Origin of the sequence: Streptomyces sp. WMMC940 (assembly GCF_027460265.1) — a bacterium.
Lineage (GTDB): Bacteria > Actinomycetota > Actinomycetes > Streptomycetales > Streptomycetaceae > Streptomyces.
Map to the genome: position 1 here is coordinate 2,996,055 of NZ_JAPZBC010000001.1, position 14,056 is coordinate 3,010,110.

Annotated in this window: 24 protein-coding genes; all 24 read right to left on the reverse strand. The window is 67.6% G+C overall.

Annotated features, from left to right (window positions below):
• Positions 1–83 precede the first annotated feature (83 nt).
• The 24 genes from O7595_RS13080 to O7595_RS13195 all read right to left on the reverse strand — a co-directional run bounded on the left by O7595_RS13080 (position 84) and on the right by O7595_RS13195 (position 13,954).
• Positions 84–749, reverse strand: coding sequence for an adenylate kinase (locus tag O7595_RS13080; RefSeq protein ID WP_269728891.1), 666 nt, complete (start codon positions 747–749; stop codon positions 84–86).
• The gene (secY, locus tag O7595_RS13085; RefSeq protein WP_138053657.1) at positions 749–2,068 is read right to left on the reverse strand and encodes a preprotein translocase subunit SecY; all 1,320 of its coding nucleotides are present in this window, start codon (positions 2,066–2,068) and stop codon (positions 749–751) included. The genes O7595_RS13080 and secY overlap by 1 nt, the downstream gene beginning before the upstream one ends.
• A 244-nt stretch (positions 2,069–2,312) precedes the next feature.
• Positions 2,313–2,768, reverse strand: coding sequence for a 50S ribosomal protein L15 (gene rplO / locus O7595_RS13090; protein ID WP_240109366.1), 456 nt, complete (start codon positions 2,766–2,768; stop codon positions 2,313–2,315).
• Between the two features lie 2 nt (positions 2,769–2,770).
• Positions 2,771–2,953, reverse strand: coding sequence for a 50S ribosomal protein L30 (gene rpmD, locus O7595_RS13095; RefSeq protein ID WP_071273185.1), 183 nt, complete (start codon positions 2,951–2,953; stop codon positions 2,771–2,773).
• Complete coding sequence (gene rpsE / locus O7595_RS13100; protein ID WP_093656378.1) at positions 2,953–3,564, reverse strand: 30S ribosomal protein S5; 612 nt, start codon at positions 3,562–3,564, stop codon at positions 2,953–2,955. The genes rpmD and rpsE overlap by 1 nt, the downstream gene beginning before the upstream one ends.
• Positions 3,565–3,602: 38 nt before the next feature.
• A complete protein-coding gene (rplR, locus tag O7595_RS13105) occupies positions 3,603–3,986 on the reverse strand; it encodes a 50S ribosomal protein L18 (RefSeq protein ID WP_093656380.1) in 384 nt (127 codons plus the stop codon).
• A gap of 3 nt (positions 3,987–3,989) precedes the next feature.
• Complete coding sequence (gene rplF, locus O7595_RS13110) at positions 3,990–4,529, reverse strand: 50S ribosomal protein L6 (RefSeq protein ID WP_269728892.1); 540 nt, start codon at positions 4,527–4,529, stop codon at positions 3,990–3,992.
• Positions 4,530–4,551: 22 nt separating this feature from the next.
• Positions 4,552–4,950, reverse strand: a complete 399-nt coding sequence (rpsH, locus tag O7595_RS13115; protein WP_017949652.1) for a 30S ribosomal protein S8 — start codon at positions 4,948–4,950, stop codon at positions 4,552–4,554.
• A gap of 264 nt (positions 4,951–5,214) precedes the next feature.
• Entirely contained in the window at positions 5,215–5,400 is a 186-nt protein-coding gene (locus O7595_RS13120; RefSeq protein ID WP_003956452.1) for a type Z 30S ribosomal protein S14, read from the reverse strand.
• 5 nt (positions 5,401–5,405) lie between these two features.
• Positions 5,406–5,963: a 50S ribosomal protein L5 gene (gene rplE / locus O7595_RS13125; RefSeq protein WP_123188895.1), complete on the reverse strand. Its 558-nt coding sequence runs from the start codon at positions 5,961–5,963 to the stop codon at positions 5,406–5,408.
• Positions 5,963–6,286, reverse strand: a complete 324-nt coding sequence (gene rplX, locus O7595_RS13130; RefSeq protein ID WP_017949655.1) for a 50S ribosomal protein L24 — start codon at positions 6,284–6,286, stop codon at positions 5,963–5,965. Before rplX ends, rplE begins: the two co-directional genes overlap by 1 nt.
• Before the next feature lie 2 nt (positions 6,287–6,288).
• Positions 6,289–6,657: a 50S ribosomal protein L14 gene (gene rplN, locus O7595_RS13135; RefSeq protein ID WP_003956455.1), complete on the reverse strand. Its 369-nt coding sequence runs from the start codon at positions 6,655–6,657 to the stop codon at positions 6,289–6,291.
• 168 nt (positions 6,658–6,825) lie between these two features.
• Positions 6,826–7,110, reverse strand: coding sequence for a 30S ribosomal protein S17 (rpsQ, locus tag O7595_RS13140; RefSeq protein ID WP_093656384.1), 285 nt, complete (start codon positions 7,108–7,110; stop codon positions 6,826–6,828).
• The gene (gene rpmC / locus O7595_RS13145) at positions 7,110–7,334 is read right to left on the reverse strand and encodes a 50S ribosomal protein L29 (RefSeq protein WP_030759371.1); all 225 of its coding nucleotides are present in this window, start codon (positions 7,332–7,334) and stop codon (positions 7,110–7,112) included. Before rpmC ends, rpsQ begins: the two co-directional genes overlap by 1 nt.
• Entirely contained in the window at positions 7,334–7,753 is a 420-nt protein-coding gene (rplP, locus tag O7595_RS13150) for a 50S ribosomal protein L16 (RefSeq protein ID WP_017949658.1), read from the reverse strand. Before rplP ends, rpmC begins: the two co-directional genes overlap by 1 nt.
• A 5-nt stretch (positions 7,754–7,758) precedes the next feature.
• The gene (rpsC, locus tag O7595_RS13155) at positions 7,759–8,613 is read right to left on the reverse strand and encodes a 30S ribosomal protein S3 (RefSeq protein WP_138053660.1); all 855 of its coding nucleotides are present in this window, start codon (positions 8,611–8,613) and stop codon (positions 7,759–7,761) included.
• Positions 8,613–8,960 carry a 50S ribosomal protein L22 gene (rplV, locus tag O7595_RS13160; RefSeq protein ID WP_009327087.1) on the reverse strand — a complete coding sequence of 116 codons (348 nt, stop codon included), beginning with the start codon at positions 8,958–8,960 and terminating at the stop codon, positions 8,613–8,615. Before rplV ends, rpsC begins: the two co-directional genes overlap by 1 nt.
• A 42-nt stretch (positions 8,961–9,002) precedes the next feature.
• Positions 9,003–9,284 (reverse strand): 30S ribosomal protein S19, encoded by a 282-nt coding sequence (gene rpsS, locus O7595_RS13165; RefSeq protein ID WP_017949661.1) that lies wholly within the window; start codon positions 9,282–9,284, stop codon positions 9,003–9,005.
• 12 nt (positions 9,285–9,296) lie between these two features.
• Positions 9,297–10,133, reverse strand: a complete 837-nt coding sequence (rplB, locus tag O7595_RS13170) for a 50S ribosomal protein L2 (protein ID WP_017949662.1) — start codon at positions 10,131–10,133, stop codon at positions 9,297–9,299.
• 37 nt (positions 10,134–10,170) lie between these two features.
• Positions 10,171–10,485, reverse strand: coding sequence for a 50S ribosomal protein L23 (gene rplW / locus O7595_RS13175; protein WP_018889347.1), 315 nt, complete (start codon positions 10,483–10,485; stop codon positions 10,171–10,173).
• Positions 10,485–11,135, reverse strand: coding sequence for a 50S ribosomal protein L4 (gene rplD, locus O7595_RS13180; protein WP_123188892.1), 651 nt, complete (start codon positions 11,133–11,135; stop codon positions 10,485–10,487). Before rplD ends, rplW begins: the two co-directional genes overlap by 1 nt.
• Before the next feature lie 8 nt (positions 11,136–11,143).
• Complete coding sequence (gene rplC / locus O7595_RS13185; protein ID WP_017949665.1) at positions 11,144–11,788, reverse strand: 50S ribosomal protein L3; 645 nt, start codon at positions 11,786–11,788, stop codon at positions 11,144–11,146.
• Between the two features lie 13 nt (positions 11,789–11,801).
• Positions 11,802–12,110, reverse strand: coding sequence for a 30S ribosomal protein S10 (rpsJ, locus tag O7595_RS13190; RefSeq protein ID WP_003948644.1), 309 nt, complete (start codon positions 12,108–12,110; stop codon positions 11,802–11,804).
• 719 nt (positions 12,111–12,829) lie between these two features.
• The gene (locus tag O7595_RS13195; protein WP_269728893.1) at positions 12,830–13,954 is read right to left on the reverse strand and encodes a hypothetical protein; all 1,125 of its coding nucleotides are present in this window, start codon (positions 13,952–13,954) and stop codon (positions 12,830–12,832) included.
• Positions 13,955–14,056 lie beyond the last annotated feature (102 nt).

Genomic DNA, 14,056 nt, shown 5'->3' on the forward strand with positions numbered 1-14,056 from the left:
GAATGCCTGGGTAATCAACGATACGGCCGCGGCGTCCTGGGGACACCGCGGCCGTATGCGATCCGGTCGGAGGTACTGCGGGGTCAGGCCTGGGCGGCCCGGTCCTTCTGCAGCGCCTCCATCGCGCGCTCGGTCACCTCGTCGACCTTGCCGAGCGCGGAGATGGTCACCAGCAGGCCCTGGGCCCGGTAGTGGTCGATGATCGGCTCGGTCTGCGTGTGGTAGACCTCGAGCCGCTTGCGCACGGTCTCCTCGGAGTCGTCGTCCCGCTGGTACAGCTCTCCGCCGCAGACGTCGCAGACGCCCTCGGTCTTCGGGGCGCTGTAGGTGACGTGGAAGACGTGCGCGCTGTCGTTCCGGCAGATGCGGCGGCCCGCGATCCGCTTGACGACCTCCTCCTCGGGGACCTCCAGGTCCAGTACGGCGTCGAGCTTCACGCCGTCCGACTCCAGCGCGGCGTCGAGGGCCTCGGCCTGCGACACGTTCCGCGGGAAGCCGTCCAGCAGGAATCCGTTCTGGGCGTCCGACTGGGCCATCCGGTCCCGCGCCATTCCGATGGTGACCTCGTCCGGCACCAGGTTGCCGGCGTCCATGTACGCCTTGGCCTGCTTGCCCAGGTCCGTGCCCTTGCTGATGTTGGCCCGGAACAGGTCGCCCGTGGAGATGTGCGGGATCGACAGGTTCTTGGCAAGGAACGCGGCCTGCGTTCCCTTGCCGGCACCGGGCGGCCCGACGAGGACGATTCGCATCAGCGGAGGAACCCTTCGTAGTTGCGCTGCTGGAGCTGGCTCTCGATCTGCTTCACGGTCTCCAGACCGACACCCACGATGATGAGGATGCTGGTGCCACCGAACGGGAAGTTCTGGTTCGCACCACCGAAGCCCGCCAACGCCATCGTCGGCACAAGAGCGATCAGACCCAGATACAGCGAGCCCGGCCAGGTGATCCGGTTGAGCACGTAGCTCAGGTACTCGGCGGTAGGTCGACCAGCCCGGATACCCGGGATGAAGCCACCATACTTCTTCATGTTGTCCGCGACTTCCTCGGGGTTGAACGAGATCGCCACGTAGAAGAAGGCGAAGAACACGATCAGAAGGAAGTACGTCGCGATGTAGTACGGGTGGTCACCCTTGACGAAGTGGGCTTCGATCCAGGTTTTCCATCCGGCGTTCGAGCTCGAGAACTGCGCGATCAACGCCGGGATGTAGAGCAGCGACGACGCGAAGATGACGGGAATCACACCCGCCTGGTTCACCTTGAGCGGGATGTATGTGGACGTACCGCCGTACGACCTGCGGCCGATCATGCGCTTCGCGTACTGGACCGGGATACGGCGCTGGGCCTGCTCGACGAAGACGACGAGCGCCACCATCACGAAGCCGATCAGGATGACCGTGCCGAACTCGATCCAGCCCTTGGCGAGCTTGCCGCTCTCCTTGATGGCCCACAGCGCGCCGGGGAATCCGGCGGCGATGGAGATGAACATCAGGATGGACATGCCGTTGCCGATGCCACGGTCCGTGATCAGCTCGCCGAGCCACATGACCACGGCCGTGCCGGCGGTCATGGTGATCACCATGGTGGCGGTCACGAAGATCGACTGGTCGGGGACGATCTCGTTGGCCACCTGACAGCCGGAGAACAGCGCACCACTGCGGGCCGTGGCCACCAGGCCGGTGCCCTGCAGCACGGCCAGCGCGACCGTGAGGTAACGCGTGTACTGCGTGATCTTCGCGGTGCCGGACTGGCCCTCCTTCTTGAGGGCCTCCAGACGCGGGATCACCACGGTCAGCAGCTGCAGGATGATGCTCGCCGTGATGTACGGCATGATGCCGAGCGCGAAGATCGTGATCTGCAGCAGCGCGCCGCCGCTGAACATGTTGACGAGGCCGAAGAGGCTGCTGTTGTTCTTCGAGGCCTGGTCCACACAGATCTGGACGTTCTCATAGCTGACGCCGGGCACGGGGATGTGTGCGCCGAGCCGGTACAGCACGATGATGCCGAGCGTGAAGAGCAGCTTCTTGCGCAGGTCGGGCGTCTTGAACGCCCGGGCGAACGCGGTGAGCACGGTGCCTCCTGCGACCCCCGCGCAAAGCGTCAGAGGTGACGGTCTTGAGGTTCGACGAATTCGTATGAGACAAGAACCGCTCCGGGGACCGGGTGGGCCTCCGTCACGGCGTGGGGGTCGCCCCCCGGGGATAACAGCAACAACGCACGCCACCTTACCGGCGAGTGTGCCCCCCTTGGAACGACCAACCGGGGATGCCCCGTTTGAGAGCATCCCCGGTTGGTGTTCAGGCCATCGGCTCGTCTCAGACGAGCTCGGTGACGGTGCCGCCGGCGGCGGTGATCTTCTCCTTGGCGGAGCCGGAGACGGCGTCGACCGTCACCTGCAGCGCCACGGAGACCTCGCCCTGGCCGAGCACCTTGACGAGCTGGTTCTTGCGAACCGCGCCCTTGGCGACCAGGTCGGCGACCGTGACCTCGCCACCCTCGGGGTAGAGGGAGGCGAGCTTGTCCAGGTTCACGACCTGGTACTCGGTCTTGAACGGGTTCTTGAAGCCCTTCAGCTTCGGGAGGCGCATGTGGAGCGGCATCTGGCCGCCCTCGAAGCGCTCCGGAACCTGGTAGCGGGCCTTCGTGCCCTTGGTACCACGACCGGCCGTCTTACCCTTCGACGCCTCACCACGACCGACACGGGTCTTGGCGGTCTTGGCGCCGGGGGCGGGACGGAGGTTGTGGATCTTCAGCGGGTTCTGCTCCGCCATGATCAGTCGACCTCCTCGACCGTCACGAGGTGGCGGACGGTGTGCACCATTCCGCGGAACTCGGGGCGGTCCTCCTTGACGACCACGTCGTTGACCCTCTTCAGGCCGAGCGAACGCAGGGTGTCACGGTGGTTCTGCTTGCTGCCGATGTACGACTTCGTCTGCGTGATCTTGAGGCGGGCCATTACGCACCCGCTCCCGCACCGGCACGCGCACGAAGCAGAGCCGCGGGGGCGACGTCCTCGAGCGGCAGACCGCGGCGGGCCGCGATCTCCTCGGGACGCTGCAGACCCTTCAGGGCCTCCACGGTCGCGTGCACGATGTTGATCGCGTTGGACGAGCCGAGCGACTTCGACAGGATGTCGTGAACGCCGGCGCACTCGAGCACGGCACGCACCGGGCCACCGGCGATAACACCGGTACCGGGGGAAGCAGGCTTGAGCAGGACGACGCCCGCGGCCTTCTCGCCCGTGATCGGGTGCGGGATGGTGCCCTGGATGCGGGGGACCTTGAAGAAGTGCTTCTTGGCCTCCTCAACGCCCTTGGCGATGGCGGCCGGCACCTCCTTGGCCTTGCCGTAACCGACACCGACGGTGCCGTCACCGTCGCCCACCACGACCAGCGCGGTGAAGCTGAAGCGACGACCACCCTTCACAACCTTGGCGACGCGGTTGATCGCGACGACGCGCTCAACGTACGCGGTCTTCTCGGCGGCAGCAGCGCCGCCGTCACGGCCCTTCCGGTCCCGCCGCTCGCCGCCACCGGCACCGCTTCCGCGGCGCTGGGGTCCAGCCATTGGATTTACCTCTCTCTTTTCCGCTAGCTACGAACGGCTCAGAACTTCAGGCCGGCTTCGCGGGCGGCGTCGGCCAGGGCGGCGATGCGCCCGGCGTACTGGTTGCCGCCACGGTCGAACACGACAGCCTCGACGCCGGCGGCCTTGGCACGCTCGGCCACGAGCTGGCCGACCTGCTTCGCCTTCGCCGACTTGTCGCCCTCGCCGCCGCGGATGGAAGCGTCCAGGGTGGACGCCGACGCCACGGTGTGACCCTTGAGGTCGTCGATGACCTGAGCGGTGATGCCGCGGTTGGACCGGGTGACGACCAGACGCGGACGCTCCGCCGTACCCGAGATCTTCTTGCGGATGCGGATGTGGCGACGCTTCAGGGAAGCGCCCTTGTAGGCCTTGCCCTTGGCAATCTTCACGCCGTATGCCATGGCTTACTTACCAGCCTTTCCGACCTTGCGGCGGATGACCTCGCCCGCGTACTTCACGCCCTTGGCCTTGTACGGGTCGGGCTTGCGCAGCTTGCGGATGTTCGCGGCGACCTCGCCGACCTTCTGCTTGTCGATGCCCTCGACCGAGAACTTGGTCGGCGACTCGACCTTGAAGGAGATGCCCTCGGGGGCCTCCACCAGGATCGGGTGGCTGTAGCCGAGCTGGAACTCCAGGTTGGAGCCCTTCGCGGCAACGCGGTAACCGACACCGCTGATCTCGAGCGCCTTGGTGTATCCCTGGGTCACACCGGTGATCATGTTGGCCACCAGCGTGCGGGACAGGCCGTGCAGGGCCTTGTTCTGACGCTCGTCGTTCGGGCGGGACACCTTCAGGGTGCCGTCCTCGCCCTTAACGATCTCGATCGGCGCGGCAACGGTGTGGGTCAGGGTGCCCTTGGAACCCTTGACCGTGACCGTGCGGCCCTCGATGGTGACGTCCACGCCGGCGGGAACCGGGATGGGGAGCTTGCCGATACGCGACATTGTTCTTCTCCTCCGTTCCCGACTACCAGACGTAGGCGAGGACTTCCCCGCCCACACCCTTCTTGCTGGCCTGCTTGTCGGTGAGGAGCCCGTGCGACGTGGAGATGATGGCCACGCCCAGGCCGCCGAGCACCTTCGGCAGGTTGGTGGACTTCGCGTAGACCCGGAGACCGGGCTTGGAGATCCGCTTGATGCCCGCGATGGAGCGCTCACGGTTCGGGCCGAACTTCAGCTCGAGGACGAGGTTCTTGCCGACCTCGGCGTCCTCGACCTTCCAGCCCGTGATGAAGCCCTCCTGCTGGAGGATCTCCGCGATGTGCGACTTGATCTTGCTGTGCGGCATCGTCACGGAGTCGTGGTACGCCGAGTTCGCGTTACGCAGACGGGTCAGCATGTCCGCGATCGGATCAGTCATGGTCATGAATTGGCCTTCGGCCTCTCTCGCCGGGGTTTCCTGTATGTGCCATCCCTCTCCCCGCACAGGGGCGGGACGGGTGCGGCACGGGGACCTACGGCGTAGTAAGTCGTTCAGGGCGGCGGGCGCCCAACCCCACAAGCCTACGGCATATGAGGGAGGGCCCCGCCGACCCGTTGCTTACCGAGAGCCTCGGGTAGTCCCGCCCACCCGTCGCCCGACCGCCGCCCCTCAAGGGCGGCCCTTCGGGCCGACGGACTGGACTGGGGACTACCAGGAGCTCTTGGTCACGCCCGGCAGCTCGCCACGGTGAGCCATCTCACGCAGGCACACGCGGCACAGGCCGAACTTGCGGTACACGGAGTGCGGACGGCCGCAGCGCTGGCAGCGGGTGTACGCACGCACACCGAACTTGGGCTTACGAGCAGCCTTGGCAATCAGAGCCTTCTTCGCCATCTCGCTCACGCCTCCTTGAACGGGAAGCCGAGGTGACGGAGAAGGGCACGGCCTTCAGCGTCGTTGGTCGCCGTGGTGACCACGGTGATGTCCATACCCCGGACACGGTCGATCTTGTCCTGGTCGATCTCGTGGAACATGACCTGCTCCGTGAGACCGAAGGTGTAGTTGCCACGGCCGTCGAACTGCTTGGGGGACAGACCGCGGAAGTCGCGGATGCGCGGCAGCGCGAGCGACAGGGTGCGGTCCAGGAACTCCCACATGCGGTCGCCACGGAGCGTGACGTGGGCACCGATCGGCTGGCCCTCGCGCAGCTTGAACTGCGCGATGGACTTGCGGGCCTTGGTGACGGCCGGCTTCTGACCGGTGATCGTGGTGAGGTCGCGGATGGCGCCCTCGATCAGCTTGGAGTCGCGGGCGGCGTCGCCCACACCCATGTTGACCACGATCTTGACCAGACCGGGGACCTGCATGACGTTCTCGTACTTGAACTCGTCACGCAGCTTGCCGACGATTTCCTCGCGGTAGCGCGTCTTGAGACGCGGCGCAGTCGTGGTAGCCATCAGATGTCCTCACCGGTCCGCTTGGCAACGCGGATCTTGTTGCCCTCGTCGTCAAACCGGTAGCCGACGCGGGTGACGACCTTCTTGCCGTCCTTCTCCACGACGAGCTGCACGTTGCTGACGTGGATGGGGGCCTCGGTGGTCACGATGCCGCCGGCCTGGGAGGCACGGCCCGGCTGGTTGGCCTTGGTGTGCTTCTTGACCCGGTTGACACCCTCGACCAGGACGCGCTCGTCGCGCGGGAAAGCGGCAATGACCTTGCCCTGCTTGCCCTTGTCCTTGCCGGTGATGACCTGGACCAGGTCGCCCTTCTTGATCTTCATGCTTACAGCACCTCCGGCGCGAGCGAGATGATCTTCATGAACTTCTTCTCGCGCAGCTCACGGCCCACGGGGCCGAAGATACGGGTGCCGCGAGGGTCGCCGTCGTTCTTCAGAATGACGGCGGCGTTCTCGTCGAAGCGGATGTACGAGCCGTCCTGGCGGCGGCGCTCCTTGACGGTGCGAACGATGACCGCCTTGACGACGTCACCCTTCTTCACGTTGCCACCGGGGATCGCGTCCTTGACGGTGGCGACGATGACGTCACCGATGCCCGCGTAGCGGCGACCCGAGCCACCGAGAACACGGATGCAAAGGATCTCCTTGGCACCAGTGTTGTCGGCGACACGAAGTCGCGACTCCTGCTGGATCACGTCTATCTCCTGATCGTCTGCCGGTTCCCGGCGGGGGGCTGGTCCCGAAGGAGACAGCCCCCCGCCGAGCCTGGCGGAACTTAGTGCTGGGGCAGTGCCCCCGGAGGGGTTCCCCCAGCGGGGGGCATGCGGGGGAGCACTCCCCTTCCAGGGAGGGCCCCCGCAAAATTACTTGGCCTTCTCGAGGATCTCGACGACGCGCCAGCGCTTCGTCGCGGACAGCGGCCGGGTCTCCATCAGGAGGACGCGGTCGCCGACACCCGCGGCGTTCTGCTCGTCGTGCGCCTTGAGCTTGTTGGTACGGCGGATGACCTTGCCGTACAGCGCGTGCTTGACGCGGTCCTCGACGGCGACGACGACGGTCTTGTCCATCTTGTCGCTGACGACCAGACCCTCACGGGTCTTGCGGAAACCGCGCTCGGTCTTGTTCTCGGTCACGTTGCTCTCGCTCATCAGGCGTTCTCCACCGTCTCGATGCCCAGCTCGCGCTCACGCATCAGGGTGTAGATCCGGGCGATGTCCTTGCGGACGGCCTTCAGCCGGCCGTGGTTCTCGAGCTGACCGGTCGCCGCCTGGAAGCGGAGGTTGAACAGCTCTTCCTTGGCCTCGCGGAGCTTGGCAACAAGCTCCTCGTTGCCCAGCTCGCGCAGCTCGGACGCCTTGGTTCCGGCCGACATCACGCCTCACCTGCCTCGCGCCGAACGATGCGGCACTTCATCGGAAGCTTGTGAGCAGCGCGGGTGAGCGCCTCACGAGCAATCTTCTCGTTCGGGTAGGACAGCTCGAACATCACCCGACCGGGCTTGACGTTCGCGACCCACCACTCCGGCGAACCCTTACCGGAACCCATGCGGGTCTCGGCAGGCTTCTTCGTCAGCGGACGGTCCGGGTAGATGTTGATCCAGACCTTGCCGCCACGCTTGATGTGACGGGTCATCGCGATACGAGCGGCCTCGATCTGACGGTTCGTCACGTACGCCGGGGTGAGCGCCTGGATGCCGTACTCGCCGAACGCAACCTGCGTACCACCCTTGGACATACCGCTGCGCTTCGGGTGGTGCTGCTTGCGGTGCTTGACCCTACGGGGGATCAGCATTTCGGTCAGGCCTCCGTTCCGGTGCTCTCAGCAGCCGGAGCGGCAGCGGCGGGGGCGTCGGCCTTGGGAGCCTCGGCCGACTGCTGCTGGCCGCCCTGGGCCGACTGCTGCTGCGGCTTGCGACCGCGACCGCCACGCTCGCCACCACGGCCACCACGGGCCGGGCGGTCGGAGCCACCACGGGCCGGACGGTTGCCGGCGCGGGCAGCGGCGTTCTCGGCGCGGACCTCGGCGATGTTCTTGACATCGCCCTTGTAGATCCAGACCTTCACGCCGATGCGGCCGAAGGTGGTCTTGGCCTCGAAGAAGCCGTACTCGACGTTCGCGCGGAGCGTGTGCAGCGGCACACGGCCCTCGCGGTAGAACTCCGAGCGGGACATCTCGGCGCCGCCGAGACGGCCACCACACTGGATCTTGATGCCCTTGGCGCCCGCCTTCATGGCCGACTGCATGCTCTTGCGCATGGCGCGGCGGAAGGAGACGCGGGAGGACAGCTGCTCGGCAACGGCCTGGGCCACGAGCTGAGCGTCGACCTCGGGGTTCTTGACCTCGAGGATGTTCAGCTGGACCTGCTTGCCCGTGAGCTTCTCGAGGTCGCCGCGGATGCGGTCGGCCTCGGCGCCACGGCGGCCGATGACGATGCCGGGACGCGCGGTGTGGATGTCCACCCGCACGCGGTCACGGGTGCGCTCGATCTCGACCTTGGAGATGCCGGCGCGCTCCATGCCGGACGTCATCATCCGACGGATGGCGACGTCTTCCTTGACGTAGTCCTTGTACAGCTTGTCGGCGTACCAGCGGGACTTGAAGTCCGTGGTGATGCCGAGCCGGAACCCGTGCGGGTTTACCTTCTGGCCCATTACCGGGTTCCTTCCTTGCTGCTGACGACCACGGTGATGTGGCTGGTCCGCTTGCGGATCCGGTAGGCACGGCCCTGGGCGCGCGGACGGAACCGCTTCAGGGTCGGGCCCTCGTCGACGTACGCCTCGCTGATGAACAGCGAGGAGGCGTCCGTGTGGTCGTAGTTGTGCGCGGCGTTGGCGATGGCGCTGTCCAGCACCTTGCCGACCGGCACGCTCGCGGCCTGCGGGGCGAAACGCAGGACCGCCTGAGCCTCCGTGGCGTCCATGCCACGGATGAGGTCCACCACGCGGCGGGCCTTCATGGGCGTGACGCGGATGTACCGCGCCTGGGCCCTGGCTTCCATGGTTGTCCCTTCGGTGTAAGTCATAGTCGTTCCACTCCGCGATTAGCGGCGCTTCGACTTCCGGTCGTCCTTGACGTGGCCGCGGAAGGTGCGAGTCGGCGAGAACTCGCCGAGCTTGTGGCCGACCATCGACTCGGTGACGAACACCGGGACGTGGGTCTTGCCGTTGTGCACCGCGATCGTGTGGCCCAGCATGGCCGGGACGATCATCGAGCGACGGGACCAGGTCTTGATGACGTTCTTGGTGCCTGCTTCGTTCTGGGCGTCCACCTTCTTGATCAGGTGGTCGTCGACGAAGGGCCCCTTCTTGAGACTGCGCGGCATCTAAACCCGCTCCTAGCGCTTCTTGTTCGTCTTGCGGCGGCGGACGATGTACTTGTTGCTCGCCTTCTTGGGAGAACGAGTACGACCCTCCTTCTGACCCCAGGGGGAGACCGGGTGGCGACCACCGGAGGTCTTGCCCTCACCACCACCGTGCGGGTGGTCGACCGGGTTCATGGCGACACCGCGGACGGTCGGGCGAACGCCCTTCCAGCGCATACGGCCGGCCTTGCCCCAGTTGATGTTCGACTGCTCGGCGTTGCCGACCTCGCCGACGGTGGCGCGGCAGCGGACGTCGACCAGGCGGATCTCACCGGACGGCATGCGCAGGTGGGCCATGGAGCCCTCCTTCGCCAGCAGCTGCACGGAGGCACCCGCGGAGCGGGCGAACTTCGCGCCGCCGCCGGGCCGCAGCTCGATGGCGTGCAGGGTCGTACCGACCGGGATGTTGCGCAGCGCCAGGTTGTTGCCGGGCTTGATGTCGGCACCGGGGCCGTTCTCGATCCGGTCACCCTGCGACAGACCGCGCGGGGCGAGGATGTAGCGCTTCTCGCCGTCCGCGTAGTGCAGCAGCGCGATGCGCGCGGTGCGGTTGGGGTCGTACTCGATGTGCGCGACCTTGGCCGGCACGCCGTCCTTGTCGTGACGACGGAAGTCGATCACGCGGTAGGCGCGCTTGTGGCCACCACCCTGGTGGCGAACGGTCACACGACCGGCGTTGTTACGGCCGCCCTTGCTGTGCAGGGGGCGGACCAGCGACTTCTCCGGCGTGGACCGCGTGATCTCGACGAAGTCGGCGACGCTGGAGCCACGACGGCCCGGAGTCGTCGGCTTGTACTTGCGGATACCCATTTCTCAGTCCTCGTCCGATATCGGACCAAGGTCTCCGTTAGGAGGCCTGGCCGAAGATGTCGATACGGTCGCCCTCGGCGAGGGTCACGATGGCGCGCTTGGTGTTGGCGCGCTTGCCGAAACCGGTGCGGGTGCGCTTGCGCTTGCCCTGACGGTTGATCGTGTTCACCCCGGTGACCTTGACCGAGAAGACCGCCTCGACGGCCTGCTTGATCTGGGTCTTGTTGGCGTTGGGCGCGACGATGAACGTGTACTTGTTCTCGTCCAGCAGCGCGTAGCTCTTCTCCGAGACGACCGGCTTGACGAGAACGTCACGCGGGTCGGTGAAGGTCTTGCTGGTGATCTCGGCCATCAGGCTTCGCTCCCCTCATTGTCGTTGGCCTTGGGGCCGGACACGAAGGACTCGAAGGCGGCCTGGGTGAAGACCACGTCGTCGGAGACGAGCACGTCGTACGTGTTCAGCTGGCCCGGCTCCAGGATGTGCACCTGGGGCAGGTTGCGGGCGGACAGCCACGCGGCCTCGTCGGTGCGCTCGGCGACCAGGAGCAGGTTCTTGCGCTCCGAGATCTTGCCGAGCAGCGTCTTGGCGGCCTTGGTGGAGACCTCGCCCTCGACCACGCCGGAGACGACGTGGATGCGGGAGTTGCGGGCCCGGTCGGTGAGGGCACCGCGCAGGGCGGCTGCCTTCATCTTCTTCGGGGTCCGCTGCGAGTAGTCGCGCGGCACGGGGCCGTGCACGACGCCACCGCCGGCGAACTGCGGCGCACGGGTCGAGCCCTGACGCGCGCGGCCGGTGCCCTTCTGGCGGTAGGGCTTCCTGCCACCGCCACGGACCTCGCCGCGGGTCTTGGTCTTGTGCGTGCCCTGGCGGGCAGCGGCCAGCTGCGCGACGACGACCTGGTGGATCAGCGGAACGCTGACCTTGGCGTCGAAGATCTCCGCGGGGAGCTCGACGCTACCGGCCTTGTCGCCAGCGGGCGAAAGGATGTCAATGGTGCTCATCGGTTACCTCAGGCCCCCTTGGCCGCGGTACGGACCAGGACGAGGCCGCCGTTCGGACCGGGAACCGCGCCCTTGATGAGCAGCAGACCCTTCTCCGCGTCAACGGCGTGGACGGTCAGGTTCTGGGTGGTGACCCGCTCGTTGCCCATGCGGCCCGCCATACGGAGGCCCTTGAACACACGGCCCGGGGTGGCGCAGCCACCGATGGAACCGGGGGAGCGGTGCTTGCGCTGGGTGCCGTGTCCGGCGCCCAGGCCACGGAAGTTGTGGCGCTTCATGACACCGGCGAAGCCCTTGCCCTTGCTCTTGCCGGTGACGTCGACCTTCACGCCCGCCTCGAAGACCTCGGCGGTGATCTCCTGGCCGAGGGTGTACTCGCCGGCGTCGGCGGTACGGATCTCGACGAGGTGACGACGGGGGGTGACGTCGGCCTTGGCGAAGTGGCCCTTGAGGGGCTTGTTCACCTTGCGCGGGTCGATCTCGCCGAAGGCGATCTGGACCGACTCGTAGCCGTCGGTGTCGTTCGTACGGATCTGGGTGACGACATTGGGGCCGGCCTTGACGACGGTGACCGGGACGACACGGTTGTTCTCGTCCCAGACCTGAGTCATGCCGAGCTTCTCGCCCAGGATGCCCTTGATCTGCTTAGCCATCTCGCGCGTCACCTCAGAGCTTGATCTCGATGTCGACGCCGGCCGGCAGGTCGAGACGCATGAGCGAGTCGACCGTCTTCGGCGTGGGGTCGAGGATGTCGATGAGGCGCTTGTGCGTGCGCATCTCGAAGTGCTCGCGCGAGTCCTTGTACTTGTGCGGCGACTTGATGACGCAGTACACGTTCTTCTCAGTGGGCAGCGGCACCGGGCCCGCGACCGACGCACCAGTACGGGTCACCGTCTCGACGATCTTCTTCGCCGAGGAGTCGATGACCTCGTGGTCGTAGGCCTTGAGCCGGATGCGGATCTTCTGTCCCGCCATGGCTACTTCGTAGTCCTGTCTCTCGTAACGCTCCGGAACCCGGTGTTCCCAGCCCTCTCCTCCGACCCACGCGGTCGGGCGTGTCGCGCTCCCGCTACGCAGATGTCCGATGACCGGATTTCCCTGCTGGAGGGGATTGCGATCCGCAGAAGAGACCGCTGGACGGGGGCGAGGGCCCACCGGGTGCCTGGCCGGCGCCCCGCTGACACTTCCCGGAAGATTCCCGTACGTCCGCCCCAGCGCTGCCGGGAGGCAGTTGGGACGACGAGTACTGTGGGACTCGCTTCCGGTCCTCCCGGCGGGAGGCGCGCAGCATCGGCACTCAACCGAGCAACCCGGACAGTCTGCCATACGGGCCGCGACGGACGCCAATCGAGCCGAAGAGATTACCCCGCGGGGTCGACCTGTCAAACCGCGCCACGCACGGGTGCGGCAGCGCCCTCGGGCCGGGCGTCCGGGTGGCCCGCGGACCGTTCCCCGGCCCGAACGGACGATCGAAGCCAACTTCCCCCCGCCGGAGCCCTGTTGGCCTCTCCCCCGTCCCCGCGCCCAGCGGGCGCGGCACCGCAGCCCGGCCGCTCCCCGGTACGAGACCGCCCTCGACCCGACAGGGGTGGGCTCTCCGCGGGGCCACGGGTCCGCTCTCGCACGAGGCTCCTCGCCTCCCCGTCGGGTGTCGCGCCGCACCCGCCGGGCGACGGGCGCGGCGCGGCAACCCGTCAGGTACGCGTCACCGTCCCGCACTCCTGCGGCAGGGCGTCCAGATCCTTGCTGCGGTCGTACGGGTCCACGGCCGGGCCGGACCCTTCGGGGCCGGGGGCCTGGTCCGCCCGGAACTGCGGGTGGAAGTACCCGTCGCCGTCCCGCGCGCAGTCGGTGTTCCCGGTGGTCGACTTCCACGCGACCACGACCAGCCTGCCCGGCGTCGTCACCGTCCCCGCCGGGTCGTACAGGGCGACCGTCAGCTCCCTGCGGACGATCGTGCGCGCCACCTCGTCCGCGCCCGCCTTCGCCTTCACCAGGGGGTAGACGAAGGTGTAGTCGGCCTTGACCTCGACGGAGCCGTCGCGGTCGCCCTTGGCGAAGGTCAGCCGCCCTCGGGTCTTGACCGCGTCCCCCACCACACGCGCCTCGGCCGGGTCGAAGCGGCTGAGGAGCCACAGGGGGTCCTGATCCTCGCGGGGCGCGCGCAGCCCCTTCTCCATCAGGCCGTGGCCGTCCTTCTGGAGCGGGTCCAGCAGCCGGAGCGCCTTCGCCGGGTGCTCACCCCGGAGGGTCGCGGGATCGAGGTTCGACGCGACCAGCAGCTCCTTCGTGCTGCGCAGCGCAAGCGCGACCTGCTCCCGGCTCATCCCGCCGACCGCCCTGGCCTCGGGCACCTCGATCCCCGCCGCCCCGTCCGCCCAGGCCACCGCCGGAGACCCCCGGAACGGCTCCTTCAGGGTCGGCGTGTCCGGGAAGAGCTCCTCGGAGGGCGCCGCCGTGGGACGCGCGGTCTCCGCGGCGAGCGGTGCGGCGTCCGTGCCGGAACCGCCCCCGGCGCCCGGGAGCCGGTCGACGACCAGTTCCGGCCGGACGGCGACGACGGCGAGCGCCAGGGCGGCCGCCCCGACGAGGAGCGGCGCCGGCCACCGGCGCTTCCGCGACCGCCGGCCCCACCGGGGCGCCCGCCCGGCAGCGCTCTCCTCCGCCCGCAGCCGCCCGGTCACCATGCGCGCTCGCGCTGACGGCTCCACGGGCGCGTCCCGCCCGCCCTCCCCGGCCGTGCGAAGGAACTCGGCCCATTCCTCGTCCGAAACCGACGACCCGTCACCGGGCCGGCCCTCCGGCGTACTCGTTCCCACTGGTCCCCACCCCTGGTCGGGGCACACCGTGCCCATGTCGTGGACATTCCACGAATAGGCGGAGGATACAAGCAGTCGCCGACCGGCTTCTTTCTCGAGCAC